The sequence below is a fragment of the Chitinophagaceae bacterium genome, assembly GCA_030053935.1.
Taxonomy (GTDB): Bacteria; Bacteroidota; Bacteroidia; order Cytophagales; family JASGCU01; genus JASGCU01.
This window is the reverse complement of sequence record JASGCU010000003.1, coordinates 16,790-43,526: the sequence shown is the minus strand read 5'-3', so window position 1 is coordinate 43,526 and position 26,737 is coordinate 16,790. Positions and strand designations below refer to the sequence as shown.

Genomic DNA, 26,737 nt, shown 5'->3' with positions numbered 1-26,737 from the left:
AGATATATAAATACAATGGCAAAGCAATTTTCTATAGAAAAAGATGGAACTATAATTGAGGCTTTATCTAATGCAATGTTTACTGTTGGATTAGAAGGGGGGCATAAGGTTTTATCTCATATATCAGGAAAGATGCGAATGAATTATATAAAAATTTTACCTGGGGATAAAGTAAGAATAGAAATGTCTCCGTATGATTTAACAAAAGGTAGGATAGTTTTCAGATATAAAAATTAATTATTATGAAAGTAAAAACATCAGTAAAAAAAAGAAGTGTGGATTGTAAAATAATTCGTAGGAAAGGAATATTATATGTAATTAATAAAAAAAATCCAAGATTTAAACAAAGACAAGGATAATTATGGCACGTATAGCTGGAGTAGATATTCCCGATAATAAAAGAGGAGAAATAGGACTTACTTATATTTTTGGAATAGGGAAAAAATTAGCACAAAAGATACTTACAAATGCTAATATAGATTGGAATAAAAAGGTATCCGAATGGACTGATCAAGAATCAAAAAAAATTAGAAGTATTATTTCTGAGAATATTAAAGTAGAAGGTGTTCTTAAATCAGATGTACAGTTGAGTATAAAAAGACTACTAGACATAGGATGTTATAGAGGATTGCGTCATAGAAAAGGACTTCCTGTGAGAGGACAGCACACCAAAAATAATAGTAGAACGAGGAAAGGAAAAAGAAAAGTGGTTGCAAATAAAAAGAAAGTTACTAAATAGAAATTAATTAGCTATGGTAGAAAAGAAAAAAGATAAAACAAAAAAAAGAGTTGTAATTGTTGAAGCTATCGGACAAGCACATATACGTGCTTCGTTTAATAATATTATTATTTCTATTACAAATAACAAAGGAGAGGTTATATGCTGGTCTTCAGCTGGAAAATCAAAATTTAGAGGATCAAAAAAAAATACACCTTATGCTGCACAAGTAACTGCGCTTAATTGTTCACAAGCAGCTTATGAGATGGGACTACGAAAAGTAGATGTATTTGTGAGTGGTTCTGGTTCTGGAAGAGATTCGGCTATTAGAACTATTCAAAGTACAGGTATAGAAATAGCATGTATAAGAGATGTAACTCCCTTACCTCATAATGGGTGTCGTCCTCCAAAAAGACGTAGAGTATAAAAAATAAATAAAGTAAGAAAAGATGGCAAGATACATAGGACCAAAAATAAGAATATCAAGAAAATTTGGAGAACCAATTTTAGGTGGTGGTAAAGTATTGCAGAGGAAAAATACACCTCCTGGGCAACATGGAAGAGGTAGAAAAAAAAAGGCATCTACGTATGCTATTCAACTCGCAGAAAAACAAAAAGCAAAATATTTATATGGTGTTTTAGAAAAACAATTTTATAATACGTTTTATAAAGCGTCTAGTAAAGAAGGAGCAGCTGGAGAAAATTTATTAAAAATGTTAGAGAGTAGATTAGACAATGTAGTATATAGATTAGGTATAGGAAAAACAAGAAGGGAAGCAAGACAACTTGTATCCCATAAGCATATCATTGTAAATGATAATGTGGTTAATATACCGAGTTATTTTTTAAAAAGCGGAGATATTGTTGGTGTAAGGGAAAGCTCTATATCTTTAGAAATAATATCCAAGAATTTTCAAGTTACTAATCAAACAAAATATGACTGGTTAGAATGGGATACTAAAGGAATGAAGGGCAAATTTATTTATGCCCCATCTAAAAAGGAAATACCAGAAAATATTAATGAACAATTAATAGTTGAACTTTATTCTAAATAAATAATATAATTTTTTATGTCTATATTAGAATTTCAAAGGCCTGAAAAAGTGGCGATGGAAAAATTGGGCAGTAATAAGGCTTCTTTTACATTTAAACCTTTGGAAAGGGGTTACGGAGTAACTATAGGTAATGCATTGAGAAGAATACTTTTATCTTCTTTGGAAGGATATGCGATAACATCTATAAAAATACCTGGGGTGTTACATGAATTCTCTACTGTTGAGGGGGTAATGGAAGATGTTACAGAAATAATACTCAATCTTAAAATGATACGATTCAAAAAAATTTCTGCTGATATTCATGATAAAATAAATATCCGTATTTCAAAGAAAAATAAATTTGTGGCAGGAGATATAATGAAATTTACTTCTTCATACGAAGTGCTAAATCCTAAGCATATTATATGTAATTTGGAAGAAAACATTAATTTTGAAATAGAATTAACAATTCAAAAAGGACGCGGTTATATTTCAGCAGAAGATAATAAAGAATCTAACGAAGAAAATAGTATAGGGGTCATATACACCGATTCTATATTTACACCAATTAAAAATGTAAAGTATAGTGTAGAAAACACAAGAGTAGAACAAAAAACGGATTATGAACAGCTTACATTATATATAGAAACAGATGGTTCTATAGATACTAAAGATGCTTTAAGATCGGCGGCAAAAATACTAATACAACATTTTGCACTCTGTTCGGATTCTGAAATAGAATTAGATGACAGCTTACCAAAACAGGTAGATGATGAAGAATATTTGTATATGCGTAAATTGCTAAGAATATATATTGAAGATTTGGGATTATCTGTAAGAGCTTATAACTGCCTTAGAATGTCTGGTATAAAAACATTAGGGGATTTAGTAAGATTGGATATAACAGATATGATGAAATTTAGAAATTTTGGAAAAAAATCATTAACAGAAATAGAAAAACTTGTGAAAGATAAAAGATTAGAATTCGGAATGGATGTATCAAAATATAAAATAGATATAGAATAAAAATATATGAGACACGGAAAAAAAAACAATCACTTGGGAGTAAAATCTAAACATAGACGCTCTTTACTTTCAAATTTAGCAAATTCTCTCATTCTAAAGAAACGAATTACTACTACTATTGCAAAAGCAAAATCTTTAAGGCAATATGTAGAACCACTTATTACTAGATCGAAAATAGTATTTAGTAACGGAGAAAAAGAAAACAGTTCTTCCACAAGTATATCATCTGTGGATATGAATAAAAAAATAACACACTATAGAAGAGTTGTTTTTAGTTATCTTAAAAATAAGGAAAGTGTTCATGAACTTTTCTCTACTATTTCTAATAAAGTAATTAATAGAAATGGAGGGTATACGAGGATTATTAAAACTGGTAGCCGTTTAGGTGATGGTGCAGATATGTGTATTATAGAATTAGTGGATTTTAATACTCTTTTATTAGAAAGCGCTAAAGATACTACAGAGGAAAAGAAGCGCATACGACGAGGAAAGGGAACAAAAAAAGAATCTACAGCTATAGAAAATGTACAAATAGTAAATAAATAAAAAAATAATTTACAGATACTTTTAGTTGTTAAAAACAAACAATTTTGTTATTGTATTGAGAGTATCGTGTAAAAAATATGATGTTTAATAAATATACAGAAATGATGTATTTTATAATTTTCTAAGTCCTTTTAAATTCCTGTTAATTTTATATGCATTACACAGCAAATTCAGAAAGATATAAAACAATGGAATATCGGAGGTGTGGCAAAAGCGGTTTAAAATTACCTGCCATATCTTTAGGACTATGGCATAATTTTGGATATGTGGATCCTTTCGCAAATCAATTAGAAATTATTAAAACATCTTTTGATAATGGTATTACACATTTTGATTTAGCAAATAATTATGGACCTCCTTCAGGGGCAGCGGAAGAAAATTTTGGAAAGATATTACACCAAAATTTTAAAAAATACAGAGATGAAATGATTATTTCCACAAAGGCAGGATATTATATGTGGGAAGGTCCGTATGGAGATTTTGGTTCTAAAAAATATTTAATTTCTAGTTTAGACCAAAGTTTAAAAAGGATGAAAATAGATTATGTAGATATTTTTTATCACCATAGATTTGATGCTGATACTCCTTTAGAAGAAACTATGGGGACACTACACTCTATTGTACAACAAGGAAAAGCTCTTTATATAGGAATTTCAAATTATAAAGCGAAAGATTCAGAAAGAGCATTTGAAATACTAACGAAATTAGGTGTAAAATGTACCATACACCAACCTAAATATTCTTTGTTAAACCGATGGGTAGAAAGTGAACTATTAGACATACTTTATAAAAATGGAGTTGGTTGTATCCCGTTTTCTCCGCTAGCTCAAGGATTACTTACAAATAAATACATTACTTCTATTCCTCAAGATTCTAGAGCATATAAGCCCACAGGATTTTTAAAACAAGAAGAAGTAAATAATGAAGTAATGGAGAAGATAAAAAAATTAAATGATATAGCCCAAAAAAGGAATCAGACACTTGCCCAAATGTCATTAGGATGGTTATTAAAGAATCCAAATATTACTTCTGTTCTCATCGGGGTGAGTAAAGTGACTCAATTAATAGATTGTTTGGGCGCTCTTCAAAATTATAACTTTACTCAGGAAGAAATAGATAGTATAGATCAAGTTGTAAAACATTGATATTTATAGCATAAAAGGGGACTATTTATTATTATTTTATTTGATAATACATCATTTAATATCTTAAAAATGAATATTTTTGATATTATTAGAAACAAAAATTTTATAATGATAAAAGATCTACTTTGTTAGATTACATACAATAAAATAGTTTTTTTATTGGTAATAAAAAAAAACTACTTAAAAAGATACGATAGAATATATTTTCAATAATGGCAAAGATAAAATATTACTATAATTCAGATACTTGTAAATACGAACCTATAAAAAGTTCTCCATGGGATTGGTTTCTTAATGTAATGGCATTTGTATTGAGTACTTTAATATTCGCTTTAAGTATTTTATTATTTTATGTCAAATATTTTGATTCACCTAAAGAAGCAAATCTCCGAAAGGAAAAAGAATCTTTAGAGTTCTATCATAAAATATTTTCAGAAGAAACCCATGATATTCAGAAGAGATTAAAATTACTTCAAAAAAAAGATATAGATATATATAGAACTATTTTTCAAAGTGATCCTATGTCCCTTACTTTAAAAGCAACAGACACAAAAAGTAGTGATATATATAAAAAAATTAATGAATCTGATATAGAGCAAAAAACTATTTTATTAGATCTTACAAAACGTTTAGAGAATCTCAAAAAACAAATATATAATCAGACAAAATCTTACGATGAGATACTATCTCTAGCGAAGAAAAAAGATGATTTAACGCAATCCATTCCAGCTATTCAACCAATTCTAAACCCTAATTTGGATAAACTTTCTTCAGGATATGGTCCGCGAATTGATCCTTTTTTAAAAGTAAGACGGATGCATGAAGGAGTAGATTTTTCTGCTACTTTAGGAACAGAAATACATGCTACGGGGAACGGGGTAGTTATTTTAGTAAAATCAACTTTTTGGGGATATGGTAAACATATAATGATAGATCATGGTTTTGGCTACAAAACTTTATATGCACATATGAGTAGTTTTAATGTGAAACAGGGGCAGAAAGTCACAAGGGGAGATATAATAGGTTTTGTAGGAAGTACTGGAAAATCGACCGCTCCTCATCTTCATTATGAAATTCATATAAATGGAAAACGTGAGAATCCGGTAGCATTCTTTTCTAGAGATATGACCCCTGAACAATATGAAGAAATTATACGATTGGCTTCTATAGAAAATCAATCATTAGGGAACGGAGAATAGTGATTTACTTATCCCTTACGAAAAAAAATTAGGTTATGTGTAAAGTATGGTGAGAAAGATTACGATGTTATAACAGTGAGAACAAGAGCATCTTTATGATTTTATTTTTTCTTAAAAAATAAGTAATTTTCTCACAAATCTCCTATTTCTGGCTGTAAATGAGATATGCATCTTTTCGATAGATAATGTCCCTTGTTTGTCAATAACACATTTATCTACCAAAATAACGTTTGAAATGTCCCCCCCAGTTATCAAAATAAGGGTCCTATTTTTAATTTTTTTAGATTTTCATTCAGTTTTTTTGAATGTTTTTGCATTTCTTTTTCCCATAGCATACGCTAAAATTTCTTTTGTTTATGGAGCATAAGCATGGATTATCCATAACTTTCTTTTCTTTTTGTGTGTTATATACGATCAAAACTCATTGATTTGGATGCTTGTATATGCCTTTTGTTTTGGTATTATTTTATGTTTTTAAACTTGCAACACCAGTAATTTTAACACGAATTGAGTACCCCACTTTCAGAATCACTGCTATATTTTGAATTCTAAAATTTTTATCTAATAGGTTGATTATCAGTTTTTTTATTCAAGTATCTGCTTCGTTGTAAATACTTTCATATTGAAATTATTTCTTACAATATTTGCACTTAAAATTTTGAACCCATTTAGGGTTCTTTCCATTTTTTACAACTTTTGTACCATGACAATGAAGACGCGATACTTGTACTTTTATCTCACGCATAAATAGGAAAAGTTGCAAATTTTCCGTATATTTTATCATATATTTAGCTCCATAACCTATAATTTTAAGATAAAATTTTTTTCCTTCTTACGATGAAATATCAATGTCCATGCAAATTCTTGTTATTTCGTATTTATTTTCATAACTATTTATTTTTTATTTTATATAATGATTCCTATAATCTCGGTTATGTTCCTTTTAATCTCTATTTTAAATCAATTGAAACAATAAAAAACTTTACCTCAATAAGATATCGGTCATCATAAATCAAAGAACTTTTTTTGAAAAGAAATTATATACAAGACAGTATTTTTTTATTTTTAGCCAAAAAAGAATAGAGATGCGCAAAAAAAACATACTTTTGCTCTGAATTTTTTAAGATTTCAAATGATTTTTTATATTTTTTGAATTTCACAATAATCAAAATCAATTTTAAGCACTTGCCTTTGTTCTTACCAAAAAACCAATGGAAGATTTTCTCTATTTTTTTTCTTTTTCCGATGCCAATATCAAATATGTAGTGATAGGTTCGGTGTTATTGTCCATCAGTTCGGCTCTTATCGGGAGTTTTATATTCGTCAAGAAACAATCCCTCATCGGTGATGCATTATCTCATTCCGTTTTACCAGGGATTTGCCTCTCATTTCTCATTTCGGGAAATAAAAATCCTCTCTTTTTAGTAATAGGAGCAATGGTTACCGGATGGTGTTCTCTTTGGCTTATACATATTATATCCCATAACACAAAAATAAAAGAAGATGCTGCCATAGGCATAACTCTCTCGTTCTTTTTTAGTTTAGGAATATGGATGTTGACTATTATTCAGCACTCGGGGAACGCGGAACAGAGCGGACTTGACCATTATATTTTTGGAAAAGCGGCATCTATTGTCCGAGAAGATGTAATGGTGTTTCTATTCCTTTGTCTCTTCGTGTTATCAGTAATTGTTCTTTTCTATAAAGAGTTTCATCTGATGGTTTTCGATAAAGAATTTGCTAAAAGTATAGGACTTCCTACTAAATTATTAGAATTTTTAATCAGTTTTCTGAGCATATTGTCCGTAGTTATGGGGATCCAAGCGGTGGGTATAGTGCTTATGTCTGCTATGCTCATTACCCCTGTTGCTATTTCCCGATTTTGGACAAATAATTTTATTCGTTTATTACTCTATTCCTGTGTTTTTTCTACTTTTGCATCTGTTATAGGAGCATATATTTCTTATACAGCTCCTTCTATGCCTACGGGACCATGGATAGTTATTGTTCTATCAGGAATTGCTTTTTTTTCTTTCTTTTTTTCTCCATACAGGGGTTTCTTTTATAAGTTTTTCAAAAAAATACTGCTTTCTCAAAAGATATTAGAGGAAAATATTCTTAAAACCTTTTATGCTTTGGGGGAGCATAACCTTTTGTTTTTTGAACCAATAACAAAACATTCTATTCAAAAAAAACGATATTTTTCTTCTTTAGAATTAAAGAGAGGACTTTATTTCTTATGGACTAAGGGGTATATATTCAAACAAAAAGATTCTTGGAAATTTACAGATAAGGGGAGGAAAAAAGGGCAAAATATAGTGAAAGTTCATAGATTATGGGAAATGTATTTAGCAAATTACTTACATATACCCACAAAGAATGTCCACGAAGATGCAGAAAATATAGAACATATTATCACCCCTGAAATAGAAAAAAAATTAGAACAGAAATTACAATTTCCCCACACCGACCCGCACAATTCTAAAATACCTTATTAAAAACAATTGATGGAAAAAATATGGGTTTATAAAGATGCACCCGAAGAAAAAAAAACACAAGAAATTCTCCCCTTAGTAGCGAACAATAAAATAGTAGCAACTCTCCTATTGCAAAGAGGATACGATACTGAGGAAAAAATAAAAAATTTTTTATCACCGAATATTTCCCATTTGCACGATCCTTTTTTAATGAAAGATATGCACAAGGCGGTTTGCAGAATAGAACAATCAATCCTTCACGATGAAAATATTCTTGTATATGGAGATTATGATGTAGATGGTACTACAGCTGTCTTTTTGGTGTATAAATTTTTACATTCCTACCACCAAAAACTTTCTTTTTATATTCCTAATAGACATTTAGAAGGGTATGGGATCTCTGAAAAAGGTATTATGTGGGCATCGGAGAATGGCATAAAACTTATTATTGCTTTGGATTGTGGGATAAAATCTGTAGACAAAGTATCCCTTGCCAATTCTTTAGGGATAGATATAATCATCTGTGACCATCACATACCTGACGATGTTCTGCCAAATGCAATTGCTATTTTGAACCCGAAACAATCTGAATGCCCTTATCCTTACAAAGAACTGACGGGCTGTGGTATAGGATTGAAGCTTGTTCACGCCTTTTCTCTGAAAAATGATATATACGAAGGAGAAGTATTGCAGCATTTATATGCTGTTGCTATTAGCATTTGTGCAGATATTGTTCCTATAACAGGCGAAAATAGAGTCATTACTGCTCTCGGTATTGAGCAAATACAAAATAACCCTCCCACTGCTATCAGAATGTTAAAAAAAGTATTAGGATTAGAACACAAAAAAATAAATGTTACAGATATTGTTTTTGGTATAAGCCCTATAATTAATGCACCTGGCAGAATATCTAATGCTGATATTATTATTAAATTGCTACTTTCGGACGACGAAGAAGAATGTTTTCAATTTGCAAAAGAAATGAATGCGGAGAATAAAGAACGAAGATCTATTGAAAAAATAATGAGTGGGGAAGCAATATCTTTGATAGAAAACGATGCAACCTTACAAGCAGCTCATTCTACGGTGCTTTTTCAAGAACATTGGAATAAAGGGGTAGTAGGAATAGTTGCCTCGCGTTGTATAGAGAAGTATTACCGTCCTACTATTATTCTTACTGAATCTAATGGGAAATTAGTTGGCAGTGGCAGGTCTATAAAAGATTTTGACCTCTATAATGCTATTGAGGAATGTAAAGATTTTTTACAGCAATTTGGAGGGCATTCCCACGCTGCAGGACTCACATTAGAAAAGCAACATTTTCATTCTTTCGCAAAAAAATTTGAGGAAATAGTGCAGCGCAATAAAAAACCGTACTTGTTATTTCCTAAAGTAGAAATAGATATGGTGATACCTTTCCATGATAATTTTCTTTCCCTCTTTCAAAATCTCTCTCAAATGGCACCTTTTGGTCCCTCCAATATGAGACCTACTTTTGCATCTACATTTGTCCAAGCAAAGAATGTTACTTTACTAAAAAATGCACATATCAAAATGTTTATCACACAAGCACGCGAAACAAACGTAGGATACAATGCAATTGCTTTTGGTATGCTACATGTGTACGAAGCGATTCGTTCGGGAGCTTATTTTCATATAGCATATTCTTTTGAAAAAAGCGATTTTTCGCCGCACATTCCGATAGAATTGCATATAAAAGATATAAAAATAGACTAAGAAAAATTTTGTGTTTATAATGTAAAAATAAAAAATTATCACAAACTTTATACAATATAAAATATATAATTGCAGATGTTTTTTTATGTTTTTGATTATTAAAAGAAAAAATCTCGAAGAGATAGAAATATTATAGCCGATATATAACCCCCTGAAAGGTCAAACGAAAGCTATGGAGTTATATGTATAACTAAGATACGTAGCCACTTTGGGGCTGTTTGTGTTTTTAATACCTCTTTCCTTAATTCTATTGCTGTTACCACAATTTTTTGTATAGTTCTTTAAAACATATTTTCTAAAGAGTTTCTTTATTTCACCGTTAAAGTTGGATTCTATTGATTCTGTTTTTTTTGTTTATGTCCATGTGAAGAGGTATATTCTAAAATAGAACTAACGGAATATTTTTTAAATTCCCCCATTGTTAAAAAAATATTTCATACAATGTCAAAATTTTATATAAATTCTTTAAAAGAGAGAGAAATTATTCTATAGGCAATAGAAATATATATTTTTTTGAGAAAGTAATTATTTTGTCAATATTAAAAAATTGAGCAACATACCTAATAAACTAATTTGTATAGAAACATAAAAACATGATAAAAAGATGGTATTTGTAGATATAACAAATGATATAGCTTTTAGAAAGATTTTTGGATGCGAGCAAGCAGCCCGAGATACTTCTTTCTTTTTCGATAACGATTTGTGTATAGTAAAATCCTCAAAAATAATTTTTTAACATTACATTATTTTTTTAATAATAAGAGAAAAAATGTGTATATCTAAAAATACAAGCGTATATATTTTGTTCCTGTATATTTTTTTTACACTTGAATGGGCGTATAGTAACAATACTTCAGTTCCTTTTCATTTGAAAATATTCGGAGATGTAAAACTGCACATAACAGAAGACGCACGTAAGGAAATTCAGGATCAAATAGAAGCACTTTTATTGAGTGAAAAGTATCTCAAAATAAAAATTGATAGAATGAATGCTTATTTTCCCATAATAGAGCGTATTTTGAAAGAAGAAGGAGTACCTGATGATTATAAATATCTGTGCGTTCAAGAAAGTGCTCTTATATCTGATGCCGTTTCTTCTGCAAATGCTGTCGGTTATTGGCAGTTTAAAGAAGCAACCGGACGTGAAAATGGACTGAGGATAGATGATTGGGTAGATGAACGAATGAATATTGTATCTTCCACAAAATCTGCTTGCCGCTATCTCAAAAGCCATAATAAGAGTTTTGATAATTGGGTATATTCTACTATCGCATACAACACAGGCAAGACAGGAGCAGAAAAATACGTAGATAAAAAAAAATTTGGTGCTACTACAATGAACATAGATAAAAACACGCATTGGTATTTTAAAACTTTTTTAGCACATAAAATAGCTTTTGAAAAAGAACTCAAAAAAGACCACCGACGGTCTATAGTTCTAAACGAATATAAAAAAACACAAGGCAAAAAAATAGAAAAAATAGCCCAAGAACAAGGAATCACAATAGAACTACTCACCACCTATAACAAATGGTTGAAAAAAAAAGAAATTCCTACCGATAAAGAATATACCATTATCATCCCCTCTCTCCAAAAATCTACCATCATAGAAGAAGAAAACCTCGTTTATGAAGAATTTGTATCTCTCAAAGAAAACATAACCTTCTACCATACCTCTCTATCAGTAAAAATAAACTCTATTCCCGCTGTTATCGCCGATAAAAACCAATCTATCTCTGATTTCCTTCAAAATTCTAATATATCTCCTAAAAAATTTATCCAATATAACGATATAGAAGAAACAGAAAGCATACAAAAAAATCAAACCTACTATTTGCAACATAAAAAAAGAAAAGCAATAACTTTTTTTCACACTCTACAAGAACATGAAACACTATGGCTCATATCTCAAAAATACGGTATAAAACTAAAGCACCTACTCAAAAAAAATAGAATACGGGAAAATGAAAAACCAATAGCAGGGAGAATAGTATGGTTACGAAAAATAAGACCACTCAACATACCAATAGAATATGACTCCACTTCTATCCCCAAAAAACCAAACAACCCCATAAAACAAATATCCATACCCGAAAATATACAACAGAAAATAGACACCATATCTACAATAATACAAACAGTAACAGATACCCTACACAAAATAACTCCATTAGTCCAACAAATCATAGACACCACATCATCTCTCCCCACAAATATTAGAAATAATACTGAAAAAATAACAGACACTATTATCAATATCACTACCCGGTACATAGAAAATATACCTCAAATATCTACTGATAGCATTTTGAACACCCACACAGTAGTAGCAGGAGAAACGCTATATTCACTATCTAAAAAATATAAAATCAGCATAGAAGACCTCCTGAAATATAATAATATTACAAATACTATATCTATAAACCAACAAATAAAAATACCCAATATACCCTCAGAATGGAAACAAAATACTATATCCTATCCCAGCACTCACCAAGTAATAAAAGGCGAAACCATGCACTCCATAGCAAAAAAATATAACACCACACCCGAAGCCATTATGAAATTAAATAACAAAGCAAATACCAATATAAACATAAAAGAGATATTAAAAATACCAAAATAAAATGCCTTTTCGCATCATAATCAAACTTAACTCCTTAATAATTTAAAAAACAATATATACAAACATACTTTTAATACAACAAAATTACAAAATCACAAAAAAAAAAAAATAAATATATCTTTGCTTTTATTCAAAAATAATAAAATATGTATTATAATATAACTCATAATTAATAAACATAAATCAAGATACATGGGATTAATAGGGAAAATAAGAGAAAAAACATCTCTCACAGTTGGGATAATAGGAGCCGCACTTATACTTTTTTTATTGGGAGGAGACCTTTTGGGACCTGGTTCTATTCTTTTTGGAGAAAAAAGGAACGTCATAGGAACATTTGGAGATGAAGACATAACCATAGAACAATACCAAGCAAAAGAAGAGGAAATAATACAAACATACCGACTCAATACAGAAAGAATGCCCTCCTCACAAGAATTGGAATCCATAAAAGAACAGACATGGAACACCCTCATCAGAGATCTTTGCTACAAACAGGAATTTGAAGAACTAGGAATGGAAGTAACACCCGAAGAAATAGTAGACATGGTACAAGGAAATAATATTCACCCACAAGTACAACAAATATTTACAGACCCTGAAACAGGTATTTTGGATAGAAATAGAATAATTGGGTATCTTCAAAGCCTACCAAAACAATCCACAAAACAACAAATATCATGGTACCTCTTTGAAAAAGAACTAGGACCTAATAGAATAACCAATAAATACGATAACCTCATCACTCACACCAATTATATCACACAAGAAGAACTCAAAAATAAATACCGTAACGATAATAAAATTGCCGAAATCAAATATCTTTTTATCCCATACAACACCATATCTGATGCTGAGATAAAAATAACAGATGATGAATTAGAGACGTATCTTCAAAAACATAAAAATACATATCAAAAAGAACAATCAAGAGGAATACAATATATAACTTTTCCCATTATACCATCATCTGAAGATACAGCCATAGTCAAAGAAGAAGTAGAAAAAATAAAAGATATCTTCCAAAAAACAGACAACGACTCTATTTTTGCTACTCTTAACTCAGATAATGAAAATGCTTTTATTACATATACTCCCAACATGCTTACTACTTTTCTCCGAGATAGCATTACTCCATTAAAAGAAAACACTATCGTAGGACCAAAACTTCAAAATGGAGTATATACCCTTTATAAATTATCAAAATCCCTCAAAGATACAGTAGAATACGCCCGTGCAAGCCATATTTTAATAAAACCCAACGACAACACTGACGAAGCAAAACAAAAAGCAAAAGACCAAGCACAAAAAATACTAAACGACATCCTCAAAAATCCCGATTCTTTTGAAGAACAAGCACGATTATATGGAACAGATGGAACAGTAGAAAGAGGTGGAGACCTCGGATGGTTCCAATCAGGAAGAATGGTAAAACCATTTGAAAACACAGTATTCTCAGCATCTAAAACAGGTGTCGTAAATACACTCACAGAAACAGATTTTGGATTCCATATCATTAAAGTAACGGAATTAAAAACTTCTCAAATATACCAAATCGCAATCATAGAGAAAAACCTGAACGCAGGAGATGAAACTAAAAACGAAGCATACAAAAAAGCCGATATCTTTGCACTCAATACAAAAACATTAGAAGATTTTCATAAAAATGCTACAGATAATTTTTACTATATCTACGAAGAAAAAGAAATAAAACCAGGAAACTTTAGTATCGGTGTCCTCACCAGCGCCAGATCTATAGTTACATGGCTCTACAACGAAGGAGAAATAGGAAAAATATCCAATGTATTTGAACTAGAAAACGACTACGTAATAGCTGTTATGACACAAGAACAAAAACAAGGAACAGCGAACATAGAAGCTGTGAAAAATAATATAACCTATAAAGTAACCGCAGAAAAAAAAGCAGAACTCATCCTTGCTCAAATACCCTCTACAGAAGAACCATTAGAAGAAATCCAAAAAAAATACCCAAATACCTCTATAAAAACTACGTATAACCTTAAGATATCTGATAATATCATAGAAGGAGTAGGACCCGCATACGAAGCAATAGGAACTGCCTTTGCACTCCAACCGGGAAAAAAATCTAAACCCATAAAAACCGATAATGGAATTGTAATCATAGAACTCCTCACCATCAATACTCCCCCCGAACCACAAGATTATCAATCTCTTTATATACAAATGATGCAACAAAGGTATTCGCTTTCTCAATACCAAATATTTGAATCTATCAAAAAATATAATAACATACAAGATAAAAGATACAAAGCATTTTAATATGCAATTCCCCCCACTATCTCTTTGCTAAAAATAATTCTTAACAAAAGATAAGCCCGAAAGAAACAAATAAAAAAGAGAGCGTCTGTAAAAAGATGCCCTCTTTTTTATTATACATCAAATACATTATCCACTCCTGATTGATTTTTCTAAAGCAAATCTTTCGTAATGTATTCCCAAATAAAAAATATACAATGCAGTTATTTTTTTAACAAACAACGAGATTTTTTTTCTTTACATTTGAAAATTATATTTACAAAAAATAATTACAATACCATAAAAAAATAAAATACCAAAATGAAATCTAAAAGAGAATGTCCGAAAAATCGCTTTTAGCACGTTTGTAGTTTTGTAACTCTTTGATTATCAATAGATTCAAAATTAAATATCTGTGTAAAAAGAACTTTGCGACACTCTCATTAAAAAAAGTAGATAAAGAGTTACCGTATTTCTATTTTTCTGAACAACCACACTATCATTTACTTTATGCTCTACAAACATAAAAATAATTCTATGCATTACAAAGATTTTGATTCTATACCCAAAAAAGTACATTCCTTTCAAATACAAGGACATTACCAATCTTTTCTGCCCATTTCTGTTGGACTTATCCATCATACTTTTCTCATCACAACGGATACAAATACATACATCCTCCAAAAAATAAATCACAGTATATTTTCAGATGTTCCAATACTGATGAATACTATACAGAGTATAACAAAGCATCTTGCACATAATAAAGAATATGCGCTTCGGATACCATTGATTGTACCTACTCACAATGGAAATTTATTTTTATATGATACAGATGCATATTGGCGAATCTACACTTACGTAGGAGATACTATATCTTCCATTCCCATAACAGAGGATATTTGTTATAAGACAGCAAAAGCGTATGCTTCTTTTTCTTATTGTTTATCAGGGTTTGAGATGTCTCATATAATCCCATCTATCCCCTATTTTCACAGTGCAACCAAGAGAATGGAAGCATTAGAGAAGGTAGTACAAAAAAATGCTTACCACAGAGTAGAGAAAGTAAAAAAAGAATTAGAAATACTCTATCAGTTGTCTTCCCTGTTTCAAAAAATAGATAATCTCATAAAAATCAATGCACTACCTCTCCGTATTATGCATAATGATACGAAGATAAACAATATTCTCTTTGATACTGTTACAAATGAGCCAATTGCCGTGGTAGATTTGGATACCGTTATGCCCGGATATATTATCTATGATGTGGGCGATATTATAAGAACCTCTTGCATAGATTATCCCGAAGACCATACTGTTTTAAAAGATATTCGTATAGATACAAAAAGAATAGATTTTATAAAAAAAGGATATAGAGAAGGATGGAAAAATACACTTTCTTCCATAGAAGAAGAATGCATAGATATCAGCGGAGCTTATATGGCATTGCTTATGGCAGTAAGGTTTTTGACAGATTACATAGATGGTAATGTATACTATAAGATTCATTATGAGGAACATAATTTAGATAGGGCAAGAAACCAGCTCTTTCTTTGTGAACAGATGAGTTTTATAAACACATAATACAAGTCTATACGATTTTTTTGGAATGGTACCATTTTTATTTATACAATATTCTAAATAGATTAAAAAAACACTCTTACATAGCACTTAGAATCGTGAAAAAATAAAATAATAATATAATGTTTATTTTCGTTATTTTTATATATGTTCAAATATTTTTTAATATGCATATATTTGCTATTAAGAACCAATACATAATTTTTTCCATTGAGAAATCGTAAAATACATATTATAGTAATATAAGAAAAATGAAAGATACAATACAAACAGTGTCAGATATGGCATCTCGTGGGGAAGTACCTGAAGTTCTTTTTTGGGTAGGTTGTGCGGGATCTTTTGATAGTCGGTATCAGCGAGTGACTCGTTCTTTTGTAAAAATTTTGCAAGAGTGCGGTATCCATTTTGCTGTTTTAGGGAATGAAGAAATGTGTACCGGTGATCCAGCTAAACGAACGGGGAATGATTTTTTATTTCAAGTGACAGCTTTGAATAATATTCAGATTTTGAATACCTATAAAATAAAAAAAATAGTTACTGCCTGTCCCCATTGCTTTAATACTCTTAAAAATGAATACCCGTCTTTGGGCGGAAGCTATGAAGTTATTCATCATTCTACTTTTTTGCAACACCTGATAGATGAAGGAAAAATAAAAATAGAAGGTGGAGCATTCAAAGGAAAAAAAATTACCTACCATGATTCTTGTTATTTAGGAAGAGCAAATGGAATTTATGAAGCACCGAGAGAACTCATAAAAAATTTAGATGCAGATTTAGTAGAAATGAAACGATGCCGAACCAATGGACTTTGCTGTGGAGCAGGGGGGGGACAGATGTTTAAAGAAGCAGAAAAAGGAACGGCAGAAATAAATATTATAAGAACAGAAGAAGCACTTCAATTAAACCCTGATATAATTGCTACCGCTTGTCCGTTTTGTATGACTATGCTCAGTGATGGAGTAAAAAATAAAGACAAACAAGACCAAGTAAAAGTCATGGATATTGCAGAACTCATTGCAAATAACACATAATAAGATATACTAAATTACACATCGGATAGACAAATCTTCCTTTTATGTTTTATTTTCTTTTTTTTTTAGCAACATTACTCTTTGTCGGACTTATAGGAGTTTATGCAGAAAGAAAAATAGCAGCTTTTATACAAGATAGAATAGGACCCAATAGAGTAGGAAAATACGGAATATTTCAAACTATAGCCGATGTTATGAAATTGGCACAAAAAGAAGATATTATCCCCACCAATGCCCGAAAATACCTATTCATGTTCGCACCCATTCTTGTATTTACTTCTGTATTATCTTGCTTTGCAGTATTTCCGCTCAGTAGGCATTTTCTCAATGTAAAAGCACCTCTTGGAGTATTATATATTATAGCAATTCTTTCTTTTGATGTTATGGGTATTTTGATGGCAGGAATAGGGAGTCATAACAAATATTCTCTTTTAGGCTCTATTCGTGCTGTCAGCCAAATTATTGCATACTCTATTCCCAATTCTCTCGCTCTTTTGTGTGTTATTATATTTACCAATAGTTTTGATTTCCATACTATTGCAATGCAACAAAGTATTTTTGCAAACGAGAGAGTCACTCTCTTTGGCATAATATCTTCCATAGAAGTCAATACATTAGGAGGTTTTTTTTTGTGGAATATTGTAAAAATCCCTATCCTCATCCCTGTTTTGATACTCTATTTTATATCTGCTTTAGCGGAGTGCAATAGAACCCCTTTTGATGTTGCAGAAGCAGAATCAGAGTTAGTGGGAGGTTATCATACAGAGTATTCAGGACTTCGATGGGGATTTTTTATGCTTGCAGAATATGGAAAAATGTTTTTAGTTTCCCTTATCATCGTATTTCTTTTTTTTGGAGGATGGACAAGTCCTTTTCCTAATGTGTCTTTTTTGAATCTCGGCCTATGGACTTCAGGGATAGATAATACTTTTTTAGAACTCTTTTGGGGAGTTTTTTGGATTATCACAAAATCATCTGTAGGTGTTTTTTTACAAATATGGATACGATGGTCGTTTCCTCGTTTGAGAATAGATCAAATTTTTATACTTTCGTGGAAATATTTAGTCCCCCTTACTTTACTCATTTTTTTACTTTGTATTTTATGGAAAGTCATTTTTATAAATCCTTCTTATGCTCTCTCAACAATTTGAAATTATTATTTTAACATTATATATTCTCATTATTTTACATCAATATATTATATGAAGCAAAAATACTCATTAGTAATACTTGCAGCGGGTGTAGGAAGTAGGTATGGAGGAATCAAACAAGCTGATGCTTTCGGACCTTCAGGGGAATGGATTATGGATTACGCTATTTATGATGCTGTTTTATGCGGATTTTCACGAGTCATCATTATTGTCCGAAAAGATATTCTCGCTCTTATAAAAGAACATATACACACTTTTTGGAAAAATAAAATTTCTATAGAGTTTATAATACAAACACCTCCCAAACAATCAGCAGAACGAATAAAGCCTTGGGGAAGTGGGCATGCACTGTTATCTTGTAAAGATACTCTCAAAGAACCATTTGCTTTGGTAAATGCCGATGATTTTTATGGAAGAGAAGCCTATAAAGCACTATCCAATTTTTTAATGCAGGTAGATAATACAAAGCTCCATTTTGCTATGGTTGCCTATCTTTTAAAAGAAACTCTTTCTCTCGCAGGAAGTGTTTCTCGTGGCATTTGTGAACTAAATACACATAAACAGCTACTATCTTTGGTAGAAAAAACACATATAGCTTCCAAAAATGGAATTATTACCAACGAAGAACCTCATAAAGAAAGAGAAATATTAGCAGATAATACCTTTGTGTCTATGAATTGTTGGGCATTTACCTCAGTATTATTTACCTCTTTAGAAAATCAATGGAACGTATTTCATCAGATAAATAAAGGAAGCTCAAAAGCAGAATTTTATATCCCTTCTGCTGTGTATTATATGATGCAAAAAGAAAATGCAACCATAGATATAATACCTGATGGAAAAAATTGGATAGGAATTACTTATAAAGAAGAACAAGCAATAGTCAAAGAAAAAATTCATAAACTCGTTTTAGAGAGGCATTATCCTGATGATATAAGAAAAGATAATTAAAAAAAAGATTCAAGCAAGTCTTTGCATCCCACCTTTAAAAGGAGAGGAATTTGTGATAATTTTTTCTATTACGCTCATATAATTACCCATTTTTTTTTAGTTATTAAATTATTTTGAATAAAAAATGAATTTTTTTAAATATACCTACATAGTTATCTATAAAATATAAAAAAATAATTTATTTTGCATATAATATATAAAAAAAATATTTTACACATAATATATAAAAATAAGAATATAATAAAAAATTATGATTACCCACGAAACAAAAAAAGACCACCAAAATAAAATAAACCAAGTTTTTAAAGAAATAAAAAAAGTAATAGTAGGACAAGAATATATGGTAAATAGACTACTTATAGGACTATTCACCAATGGACATATACTATTAGAAGGAGTACCAGGTTTAGCAAAAACACTAACAGTAAATACATTAGCAAAAATACTTCAATTACAGTTTAAAAGAATACAATTTACTCCCGATCTCTTACCTGCTGATTTAGTAGGAACGATGATATACAATCAACAAAAATCTATATTTGAAGTAAAAAAAGGTCCTATTTTTGCTAATATAATACTTGCCGACGAAGTAAACCGCTCCCCGGCAAAAGTACAAGCAGCCCTCTTAGAATGCATGCAAGAAAAACAAGTAACCATCGGAGAAACAAGTTATTCCTTAGACAAACCATTTTTAGTACTCGCAACCCAAAATCCCGTAGAACAAGAAGGAACATATCCTCTTCCTGAAGCACAAGTAGATAGATTTATGCTAAAAGTATATGTTGATTATCCAAATAAACATGAAGAACTAGAAATAATGAGAACCATGACTAAATTCGGATCCGAACCACAATTAGATGTCATCCTCACCAAAGAAGATATCTCTTCTATAAAACAAGAAATAAGTCAAGTGAGCATATCAGATTCTTTAGAACATTACATAATAGAACTCGTATTTGCTACCAGAAACCCTAAAGACTATGGATTCAAAGAAATAGAAAAATATATTCAATTCGGTGCCTCTCCACGCGCTTCCATTAACCTAAATATAGCAGCAAAAGCACAAGCATTTTTTCAACAAAGAGATTTTGTACTTCCAGAAGATATAAAAGATATGGCAATAGACGTATTCCAACACCGTATCATCTTAAACTATGAAGCTGAAGCAGAGAATGTAAAAACAAAAGACATAATAGAACACATACTGAACAAAATCCCACTTACCACAAAAGGATTTAAATAATTTTTTAACAAATAATTTTTAAAAATAAACCAATGAAATTTACCGTATTATCAACATATATAAAAAAACAACTGTCCCTTGTTATCGGACCTATTTCTAATAATCCTATAATGCCCGTATTAGAAAACTTTCTTTTTGAAATAAAAGACGGAGTTCTTAAAACCACAGCCACAGATACAAACACCACAATGATAGTAGATTCAAATGTAGATACTACCGAAGAAGGATCCATCGCTGTCCCTGCAAAAATATTCTTAGAAACATTATCCAATTTACCAGATCAAATCATCACTTTCTCCTTTGATGAAATATCATACAACATAGAAATCACAACTAACGATGGAGGAACATATAAACTTTTAGGGACCAATCCTCAAGATTATCCAAAAACAATAGAAACAACCGATACTTCCACTGTAATGATTTATTCCACTGTATTATCAAAAGGAATAAAAACTACAAAACCCATGATAGGAACAGATGAGATGAGACCTGCCATGACAGGAGTATTATTTAAATTTCAAACAAATGCTTTAACACTTGTATCAACCGATGGACATAGACTTATTAGATACACAAGAACAGATGTAACATGTGAATCCGAAGGCGAATGTATCGTTCAAAAAAAAGCACTAGATATTTTAAAACTCCCTATCGAAAAAACAGATGTTATTATTGGATTTAATGATTCCTGTATTATATTTAAATTCCAAAATATTCAGATGATAAGTCGTGTTATAAATGATAAATTTCCAAACTATGAAAATGTTATCCCGCACAACAATGATAATATTTTTACAGTAAATAAAACGAATTTCCTAGGAACATTGAAACGGACTTTTATCTACGCTGATACAAACACCCATTTAATACGTCTAAATCTTACAGATAATCACATGGAAATATCTGCAGAAAATATAGATAGATCAACAGAAGCCAAAGAAAATCTTATTGTAGAACACAGTGGTGAAGATATAGAAATAGGGTTTAATGGAAAATCTCTCATAAATATTTTTGAAATATTAGATACTGATATGGTAGATTTTAAAATGTTAAATCCAAGTAAAGCAGCACTTATTCTACCTCTAGAACAAGAATTAAATGAAGATATCCTTATACTCGTAATGCCTGTTATTTTAAACTCGAACAATGATTAAGAAACACTCATCTATTGAATCATCTATAAAAACTCTTTTTTACACAAACATTCAGTTTTAAAACTACCAATAACCAAATAGTTACCAGATTAAAAGGATACCAAAAATAAAGTTTTAGACAGAACCTATAAACAATGGAAGATGGCAATGAAGAACCGCTTTCATAAAAATATTGAGTTTTAAAACTATTTATAACCAAATAGTTAAAAAATTATAAATGTATCAAAATAACTTTTTGATAACATACTCAACAATTATATTCATCAAAAAATCAATGCTATTTATTTAAATATTTTAATAACCAATTTAAACAATGTCACAGATAGAAGAACAAGTTAAAACTATTATTGTAGGTAAATTAGGAATAGAACCATCACAAGTTACTATTGATGCGAATTTTGCAAATGACTTAGGGGCAGATTCATTAGACATAGTAGAATTAGTAATGGAATTTGAACACCAGTTTAAAATTACTATTCCTGATAACGAAGCAGAAAAAATCAAAACAGTAGGTGAAGTAGTAAAATATATACAAGAACACACATCTAAATAATTAGAACTAATGAAGTTTGAAAGAGTTGTAGTTACTGGACTTGGAGCACTTACTCCGATAGGAAATACTATAGAGGAGTATTGGAAAGGACTTTCAAATGGAGTAAGTGGAGCTTCTTTTATTACAAAATTTAATGCTGAAAAATTTAAAACTAAATTTGCATGCGAGATAAAAAATTTTGATCCACTGAATCATATAGATAAAAAAGAAATCAGAAAAATGGATTCATACACTCATTATGCAATAGTTTCTAGTGATGAAGCAATTAAACATTCATTTATAGATATAGATAAAATCAACAAAGATAGAATAGGGGTTATATGGGGAAGTGGGATAGGAGGATTAAAAACTTTTCATGATGAAGTAACAGAATTTGCAAGAGGTGACGGAACTCCACGATATAATCCCTTTTTTATTCCTAAAATGATTGCCGACATAGCTGCAGGACACATTTCTATGAGATACGGATTCAGAGGTCCTAATTTTGCAACTGTCTCCGCATGTGCTTCTTCCAGTAACGCCATAATAGATGCCTTAAATTACATCCGATTAGGTAAAGCAGATGTTTTTGTAACAGGTGGTTCAGAAGCGTGTATTAATGAATCAGGTATTGGAGGATTTAATGCATGCAAAGCTCTCTCAGAAAGAAACCAATCTCCAGAAACCGCATCCAGACCCTTTGATAAAGAAAGAGATGGATTTGTACTTGGCGAAGGAGCAGGTGCTTTAATATTAGAATCTCTTTCTCATGCAAAAGCAAGAGGAGCTAAAATATATGCAGAAATTATAGGAGCCGGAATGTCTGCCGATGCCTACCATCTTACTGCACCCCATCCCGAAGGAATTGGTGCTAAATCTGTACTCATAAATGCTATCCAAGATGCTCGCATAAAAGCATCAGATGTTGATTATATAAATGTACATGGAACATCTACCCCTCTTGGTGATAAAGCAGAAATTAAAGCTATACAAGAAGTGTTCCAAAAACATGTCTATAGTATAAACATAAGCTCCACCAAATCCATGACAGGGCATCTTTTAGGTGCCGCAGGTGCTATAGAATCTATAGCTTCTATACTCGCTATAATGCATCAAACTATTCCTCCTACTATCAATCATTTTACAGACGATGAAGAATTAGATAATAAGATAAACTTTACCTTTAATTCTTCACAGCAAAGAAAAGTAAATATTTGTATAAGCAATACTTTTGGATTTGGAGGACATAATACTTCTATCGTATTTAAAAAATTCGAAAAGTAACAAATGGTATTACGATGGATGCAATTACTCGGAAAACGAAGAACAGAAAATGAGATACTGTTTGAAACCACAATTAAAGAACTTATAGGGGAAAAACCATCTAATATAGAATTGTATAAACTTTCTGTTCTACACAAATCTATTTCTAAAATCAAGACACACCACGGCATTACAGAGTCAAATGAAAGACTAGAATACTTAGGAGATGCTGTTCTTAATATGATAGTTGCTGAATATTTATTTAATAAATATCCTTTTAAAAATGAAGGGTTTCTTACACAAGTAAGGTCTAGAATAGTAAGTAGAGAACATATGAATATAATTGCTAAAAAAATGAGAATTCATAACCTTATAAATATTATTGATACTTCAAAAAATTTTCTAAACACAAATATTTATGGAAATACCTTAGAAGCTCTTATAGCAGCTGTTTATATAGATAAAGGATATAATTTCTGTAAAAAATTTATTATTACAAAAATAATAATGCCCCATGTAGATACTACACAAGTAATTATCAATAATAATCATAAAGGTATCCTTCTGCAATGGGCACAAAAACATTCAACAAAATTAGATTTTCAAATGGTTGAATCTCCACACGACCGTACTTCAAAAAGATTTAAATCTCTTATAATACTAAACAATGAAGAAATAGGCATTGGATGGGGAAGTAATAAAAAAAAAGCTGAACAAGAATCTTCTGCAAATGCTTGTAAAAAAATACAGATTATATAATCGTTTTATAATGTATATTTACCTCAGGTTCTAATTGGATGCCAAATAAATCAAATACAGATTTTTGTATCATACGCGCAAAATCCCATATCTCTTTTCCCGTAGCATTATCATAATTTACTATTACTAATGGTTGCTTGGGATAAGTTCCTACCATACCTATTCTCTTCCCTTTCCATCCCGATTTTTCTATTAAAAAAGCTGCTGGTATTTTTACAAAAGAATGCGATTGTTTATATCCTATAATATCCGGATATTGTTTTTGTATTCTTTGAAAATCAGAAAATGAAATAATAGGATTTTTAAAAAAACTTCCCGCATTTCCCAGTACATGGGGGTCGGGGAGTTTTTCTGTTCTTATATGTATAATTGCTTTACGGATATCTAATAAAGTAGGATATAGTATACCCCGTTCTTTTAATTTTTTTTGCACATCTGGGTAAGAAATATTTATTTTCGGTTTTTTAGACAATCTAAAAAGTACTTTCGTAATAATCTTTTTTCCTTTCAAAGAATTTTTAAATATACTATTTCTATAATCAAATTGGCATTCTTCAGCCGAAAAAGAACATTCTTTTTGTAAAATAACATCTAAAGCATATACTCTTTCTATGCATTCTTTTATTTCTACTCCATAAGCACCTATATTTTGAATAGGACTTGCTCCTACTGTACCAGGTATTAAGGAAAGATTTTCGATCCCTCCATAATTTTTTTTAACACAAAAACTTACAAAATTATCCCAAATAACCCCTGCACCTACTTTTATAACTACTGTGTCACTATCCTCTGTAATTAATGTTATACCCATAAGAGATATTTTTAGAATAATCCCTTCATAATCATGTAAAAAAAGAATATTACTGCCCCCTCCGATAATAAAATAAGGATTTTCAGAAAATATTTTTGAAGAAAGAATGGAGTTTAAATCTTCTTCTTGTTTCACTTCTATAAAATATTTTGAAAACACATGGCAATGAAATGTATGAAAGGGAAAAAGATTTACTCTCTCTTGAATAGAATACATAAAATTATTGTGTTCTAATAGCAATAACTGGGTCTAATCGAGAAGCATTAAATGCAGGAATTATTCCGGAAACAATTCCAATGATAGAAGAAACCAATATACCTACCAATGCATTTCCTATTGTCAGTTGTAAGGAGAGAGAACCTATTGGAATAAAAGTGATAAGGTACACTAAAAATAGCCCCGTCATTCCTCCTATAGTACTTAAAAAGATAGATTCAAAGAGAAATTGGCAAAGAATAAAATAATTTTTTGCCCCTAATGATTTTTGAATACCGATAATATGAGTTCTTTCTTTTACCGATACAAACATTATATTTGCTATACCAAATCCTCCTACAAGAATTGAAAAACTTCCAATAACCCATCCTGCGATGGTTAACACACTAAATATAGAAGCAAAAAACGAGGCAAGTGCCTCTGGTCGATTAATTGCAAAATTATCTTCTTGTTGTGGTTTCAATGTTCTTTTTTGTCTTAGTAACCCCCTTAATTCTCCTTCCAATTCCGTCATACCAATATCTTCTTGTTTCGCCTTTGCCGCAAAGAACGTATACGCTCCATCGTATGAGTTTGAAAAGAAAATTTTCTTAAATGATTTAATAGGCATGAACATATTTTCATCATTACTTGTATTTCCAATGAAGCTTTCCCCTTCTTTTTTGATTACTCCCACAACAAAGTACTTGAGCCCTTTTATACTAATTCTTTTTTTTATAGGGTCTTCATTTTTAAAAAGGTTTTCTGCTATTTTACTACCTAAAACAATAACATTGGATGCATTATCGGCTTCTAATTCTGTAAAATATCTTCCTTTTTCTATAGGGATGTCATATACGTTTTTGTGACTATAAGAAACCCCTTGTAAATTCCCTCTGCAAGAGTTACTGCCTTTTTTAGTTGTTACGTTATCAGCAAAAGAAATAATCGTAATTGCTTTACAGAAATCAAGATTAGACTCTAAAAATTTATATTCTTCATAAGTAGGTTGAGGTCTATTTATATATTTCCACCAAGGGTAATTTCCTGAAAATCCCCAAGGCCATTTCTCTACATAGAGATTATCGGATCCTATAAAATTAAAACTCTCCTTTACACTTTTTTCTAAAGAATCTACCAAAGTAAAAACTGTAATAATTACAAATATTCCAACAGTGACCCCAGCCAAAGAGAGTATTGTTCGTAATAAATTTGTTTTTAATGCTGCCGCTGCAAAATAAAAACTTTCAAGTACTAAACGCAATGCTTTCATACAAT

Annotated in this window: 24 protein-coding genes and 1 pseudogene; 23 read left to right on the top strand and 2 right to left on the bottom strand. The window is 30.6% G+C overall.

What is annotated here, in order from left to right; translation table 11 throughout:
* Nucleotides 1-15 precede the first annotated feature (15 nt).
* The 23 genes and pseudogenes from infA to rnc all read left to right on the top strand — a co-directional run bounded on the left by infA (nt 16) and on the right by rnc (nt 24,453).
* On the top strand, nt 16-237 hold the full coding sequence (gene infA / locus QM536_00655) for a translation initiation factor IF-1 (protein MDI9355523.1): 222 nt from the start codon (nt 16-18) through the stop codon (nt 235-237).
* A 5-nt stretch (nt 238-242) separates the two neighbouring features.
* Nucleotides 243-359, top strand: a complete 117-nt coding sequence (rpmJ, locus tag QM536_00650; GenBank protein ID MDI9355522.1) for a 50S ribosomal protein L36 — start codon at nt 243-245, stop codon at nt 357-359.
* A 2-nt stretch (nt 360-361) separates the two neighbouring features.
* Nucleotides 362-739 (top strand): 30S ribosomal protein S13, encoded by a 378-nt coding sequence (gene rpsM, locus QM536_00645; GenBank protein ID MDI9355521.1) that lies wholly within the window; start codon nt 362-364, stop codon nt 737-739.
* 13 nt (nt 740-752) lie between these two features.
* Nucleotides 753-1,145 (top strand): 30S ribosomal protein S11, encoded by a 393-nt coding sequence (rpsK, locus tag QM536_00640; protein MDI9355520.1) that lies wholly within the window; start codon nt 753-755, stop codon nt 1,143-1,145.
* 22 nt (nt 1,146-1,167) lie between these two features.
* Nucleotides 1,168-1,773: a 30S ribosomal protein S4 gene (gene rpsD / locus QM536_00635; protein MDI9355519.1), complete on the top strand. Its 606-nt coding sequence runs from the start codon at nt 1,168-1,170 to the stop codon at nt 1,771-1,773.
* Between the two features lie 15 nt (nt 1,774-1,788).
* Nucleotides 1,789-2,778, top strand: a complete 990-nt coding sequence (locus QM536_00630) for a DNA-directed RNA polymerase subunit alpha (protein MDI9355518.1) — start codon at nt 1,789-1,791, stop codon at nt 2,776-2,778.
* Nucleotides 2,779-2,784: 6 nt separating this feature from the next.
* Nucleotides 2,785-3,198 (top strand): annotated as a pseudogene (rplQ, locus tag QM536_00625) (50S ribosomal protein L17).
* 278 nt (nt 3,199-3,476) lie between these two features.
* The gene (gene mgrA, locus QM536_00620; GenBank protein MDI9355517.1) at nt 3,477-4,469 is read left to right on the top strand and encodes an L-glyceraldehyde 3-phosphate reductase; all 993 of its coding nucleotides are present in this window, start codon (nt 3,477-3,479) and stop codon (nt 4,467-4,469) included.
* A 212-nt stretch (nt 4,470-4,681) separates the two neighbouring features.
* Nucleotides 4,682-5,668 (top strand): M23 family metallopeptidase, encoded by a 987-nt coding sequence (locus QM536_00615; GenBank protein ID MDI9355516.1) that lies wholly within the window; start codon nt 4,682-4,684, stop codon nt 5,666-5,668.
* Nucleotides 5,669-6,879: 1,211 nt separating this feature from the next.
* The gene (locus QM536_00610) at nt 6,880-8,166 is read left to right on the top strand and encodes an iron chelate uptake ABC transporter family permease subunit (protein MDI9355515.1); all 1,287 of its coding nucleotides are present in this window, start codon (nt 6,880-6,882) and stop codon (nt 8,164-8,166) included.
* 9 nt (nt 8,167-8,175) lie between these two features.
* Nucleotides 8,176-9,882: a single-stranded-DNA-specific exonuclease RecJ gene (gene recJ / locus QM536_00605; GenBank protein MDI9355514.1), complete on the top strand. Its 1,707-nt coding sequence runs from the start codon at nt 8,176-8,178 to the stop codon at nt 9,880-9,882.
* A 604-nt stretch (nt 9,883-10,486) separates the two neighbouring features.
* A complete protein-coding gene (locus tag QM536_00600) occupies nt 10,487-10,618 on the top strand; it encodes a hypothetical protein (protein ID MDI9355513.1) in 132 nt (43 codons plus the stop codon).
* 66 nt (nt 10,619-10,684) lie between these two features.
* Nucleotides 10,685-12,508 carry a LysM peptidoglycan-binding domain-containing protein gene (locus tag QM536_00595; GenBank protein ID MDI9355512.1) on the top strand — a complete coding sequence of 608 codons (1,824 nt, stop codon included), beginning with the start codon at nt 10,685-10,687 and terminating at the stop codon, nt 12,506-12,508.
* Nucleotides 12,509-12,700: 192 nt separating this feature from the next.
* Nucleotides 12,701-14,809 carry a SurA N-terminal domain-containing protein gene (locus tag QM536_00590; GenBank protein ID MDI9355511.1) on the top strand — a complete coding sequence of 703 codons (2,109 nt, stop codon included), beginning with the start codon at nt 12,701-12,703 and terminating at the stop codon, nt 14,807-14,809.
* Nucleotides 14,810-15,322: 513 nt separating this feature from the next.
* The gene (locus tag QM536_00585; GenBank protein MDI9355510.1) at nt 15,323-16,369 is read left to right on the top strand and encodes an aminoglycoside phosphotransferase family protein; all 1,047 of its coding nucleotides are present in this window, start codon (nt 15,323-15,325) and stop codon (nt 16,367-16,369) included.
* A gap of 248 nt (nt 16,370-16,617) precedes the next feature.
* A complete protein-coding gene (locus QM536_00580; GenBank protein ID MDI9355509.1) occupies nt 16,618-17,397 on the top strand; it encodes a (Fe-S)-binding protein in 780 nt (259 codons plus the stop codon).
* A 44-nt stretch (nt 17,398-17,441) separates the two neighbouring features.
* Nucleotides 17,442-18,548, top strand: a complete 1,107-nt coding sequence (locus QM536_00575; GenBank protein MDI9355508.1) for an NADH-quinone oxidoreductase subunit H — start codon at nt 17,442-17,444, stop codon at nt 18,546-18,548.
* 51 nt (nt 18,549-18,599) lie between these two features.
* Nucleotides 18,600-19,499, top strand: a complete 900-nt coding sequence (locus tag QM536_00570; GenBank protein MDI9355507.1) for a sugar phosphate nucleotidyltransferase — start codon at nt 18,600-18,602, stop codon at nt 19,497-19,499.
* Nucleotides 19,500-19,749: 250 nt separating this feature from the next.
* A complete protein-coding gene (locus QM536_00565; GenBank protein MDI9355506.1) occupies nt 19,750-20,742 on the top strand; it encodes a MoxR family ATPase in 993 nt (330 codons plus the stop codon).
* Between the two features lie 32 nt (nt 20,743-20,774).
* A complete protein-coding gene (gene dnaN / locus QM536_00560) occupies nt 20,775-21,899 on the top strand; it encodes a DNA polymerase III subunit beta (GenBank protein ID MDI9355505.1) in 1,125 nt (374 codons plus the stop codon).
* 313 nt (nt 21,900-22,212) lie between these two features.
* Complete coding sequence (locus QM536_00555) at nt 22,213-22,452, top strand: acyl carrier protein (protein MDI9355504.1); 240 nt, start codon at nt 22,213-22,215, stop codon at nt 22,450-22,452.
* 9 nt (nt 22,453-22,461) lie between these two features.
* Nucleotides 22,462-23,715 (top strand): beta-ketoacyl-ACP synthase II, encoded by a 1,254-nt coding sequence (gene fabF / locus QM536_00550; GenBank protein ID MDI9355503.1) that lies wholly within the window; start codon nt 22,462-22,464, stop codon nt 23,713-23,715.
* 3 nt (nt 23,716-23,718) lie between these two features.
* Entirely contained in the window at nt 23,719-24,453 is a 735-nt protein-coding gene (gene rnc / locus QM536_00545) for a ribonuclease III (GenBank protein MDI9355502.1), read from the top strand.
* Here the strand turns inward: rnc and murB are convergent.
* The gene (gene murB, locus QM536_00540) at nt 24,446-25,480 is read right to left on the bottom strand and encodes a UDP-N-acetylmuramate dehydrogenase (protein MDI9355501.1); all 1,035 of its coding nucleotides are present in this window, start codon (nt 25,478-25,480) and stop codon (nt 24,446-24,448) included. The two genes, rnc and murB, sit on opposite strands and share 8 nt — an antisense overlap.
* A gap of 4 nt (nt 25,481-25,484) precedes the next feature.
* Complete coding sequence (locus QM536_00535; protein MDI9355500.1) at nt 25,485-26,732, bottom strand: ABC transporter permease; 1,248 nt, start codon at nt 26,730-26,732, stop codon at nt 25,485-25,487.
* Nucleotides 26,733-26,737 lie beyond the last annotated feature (5 nt).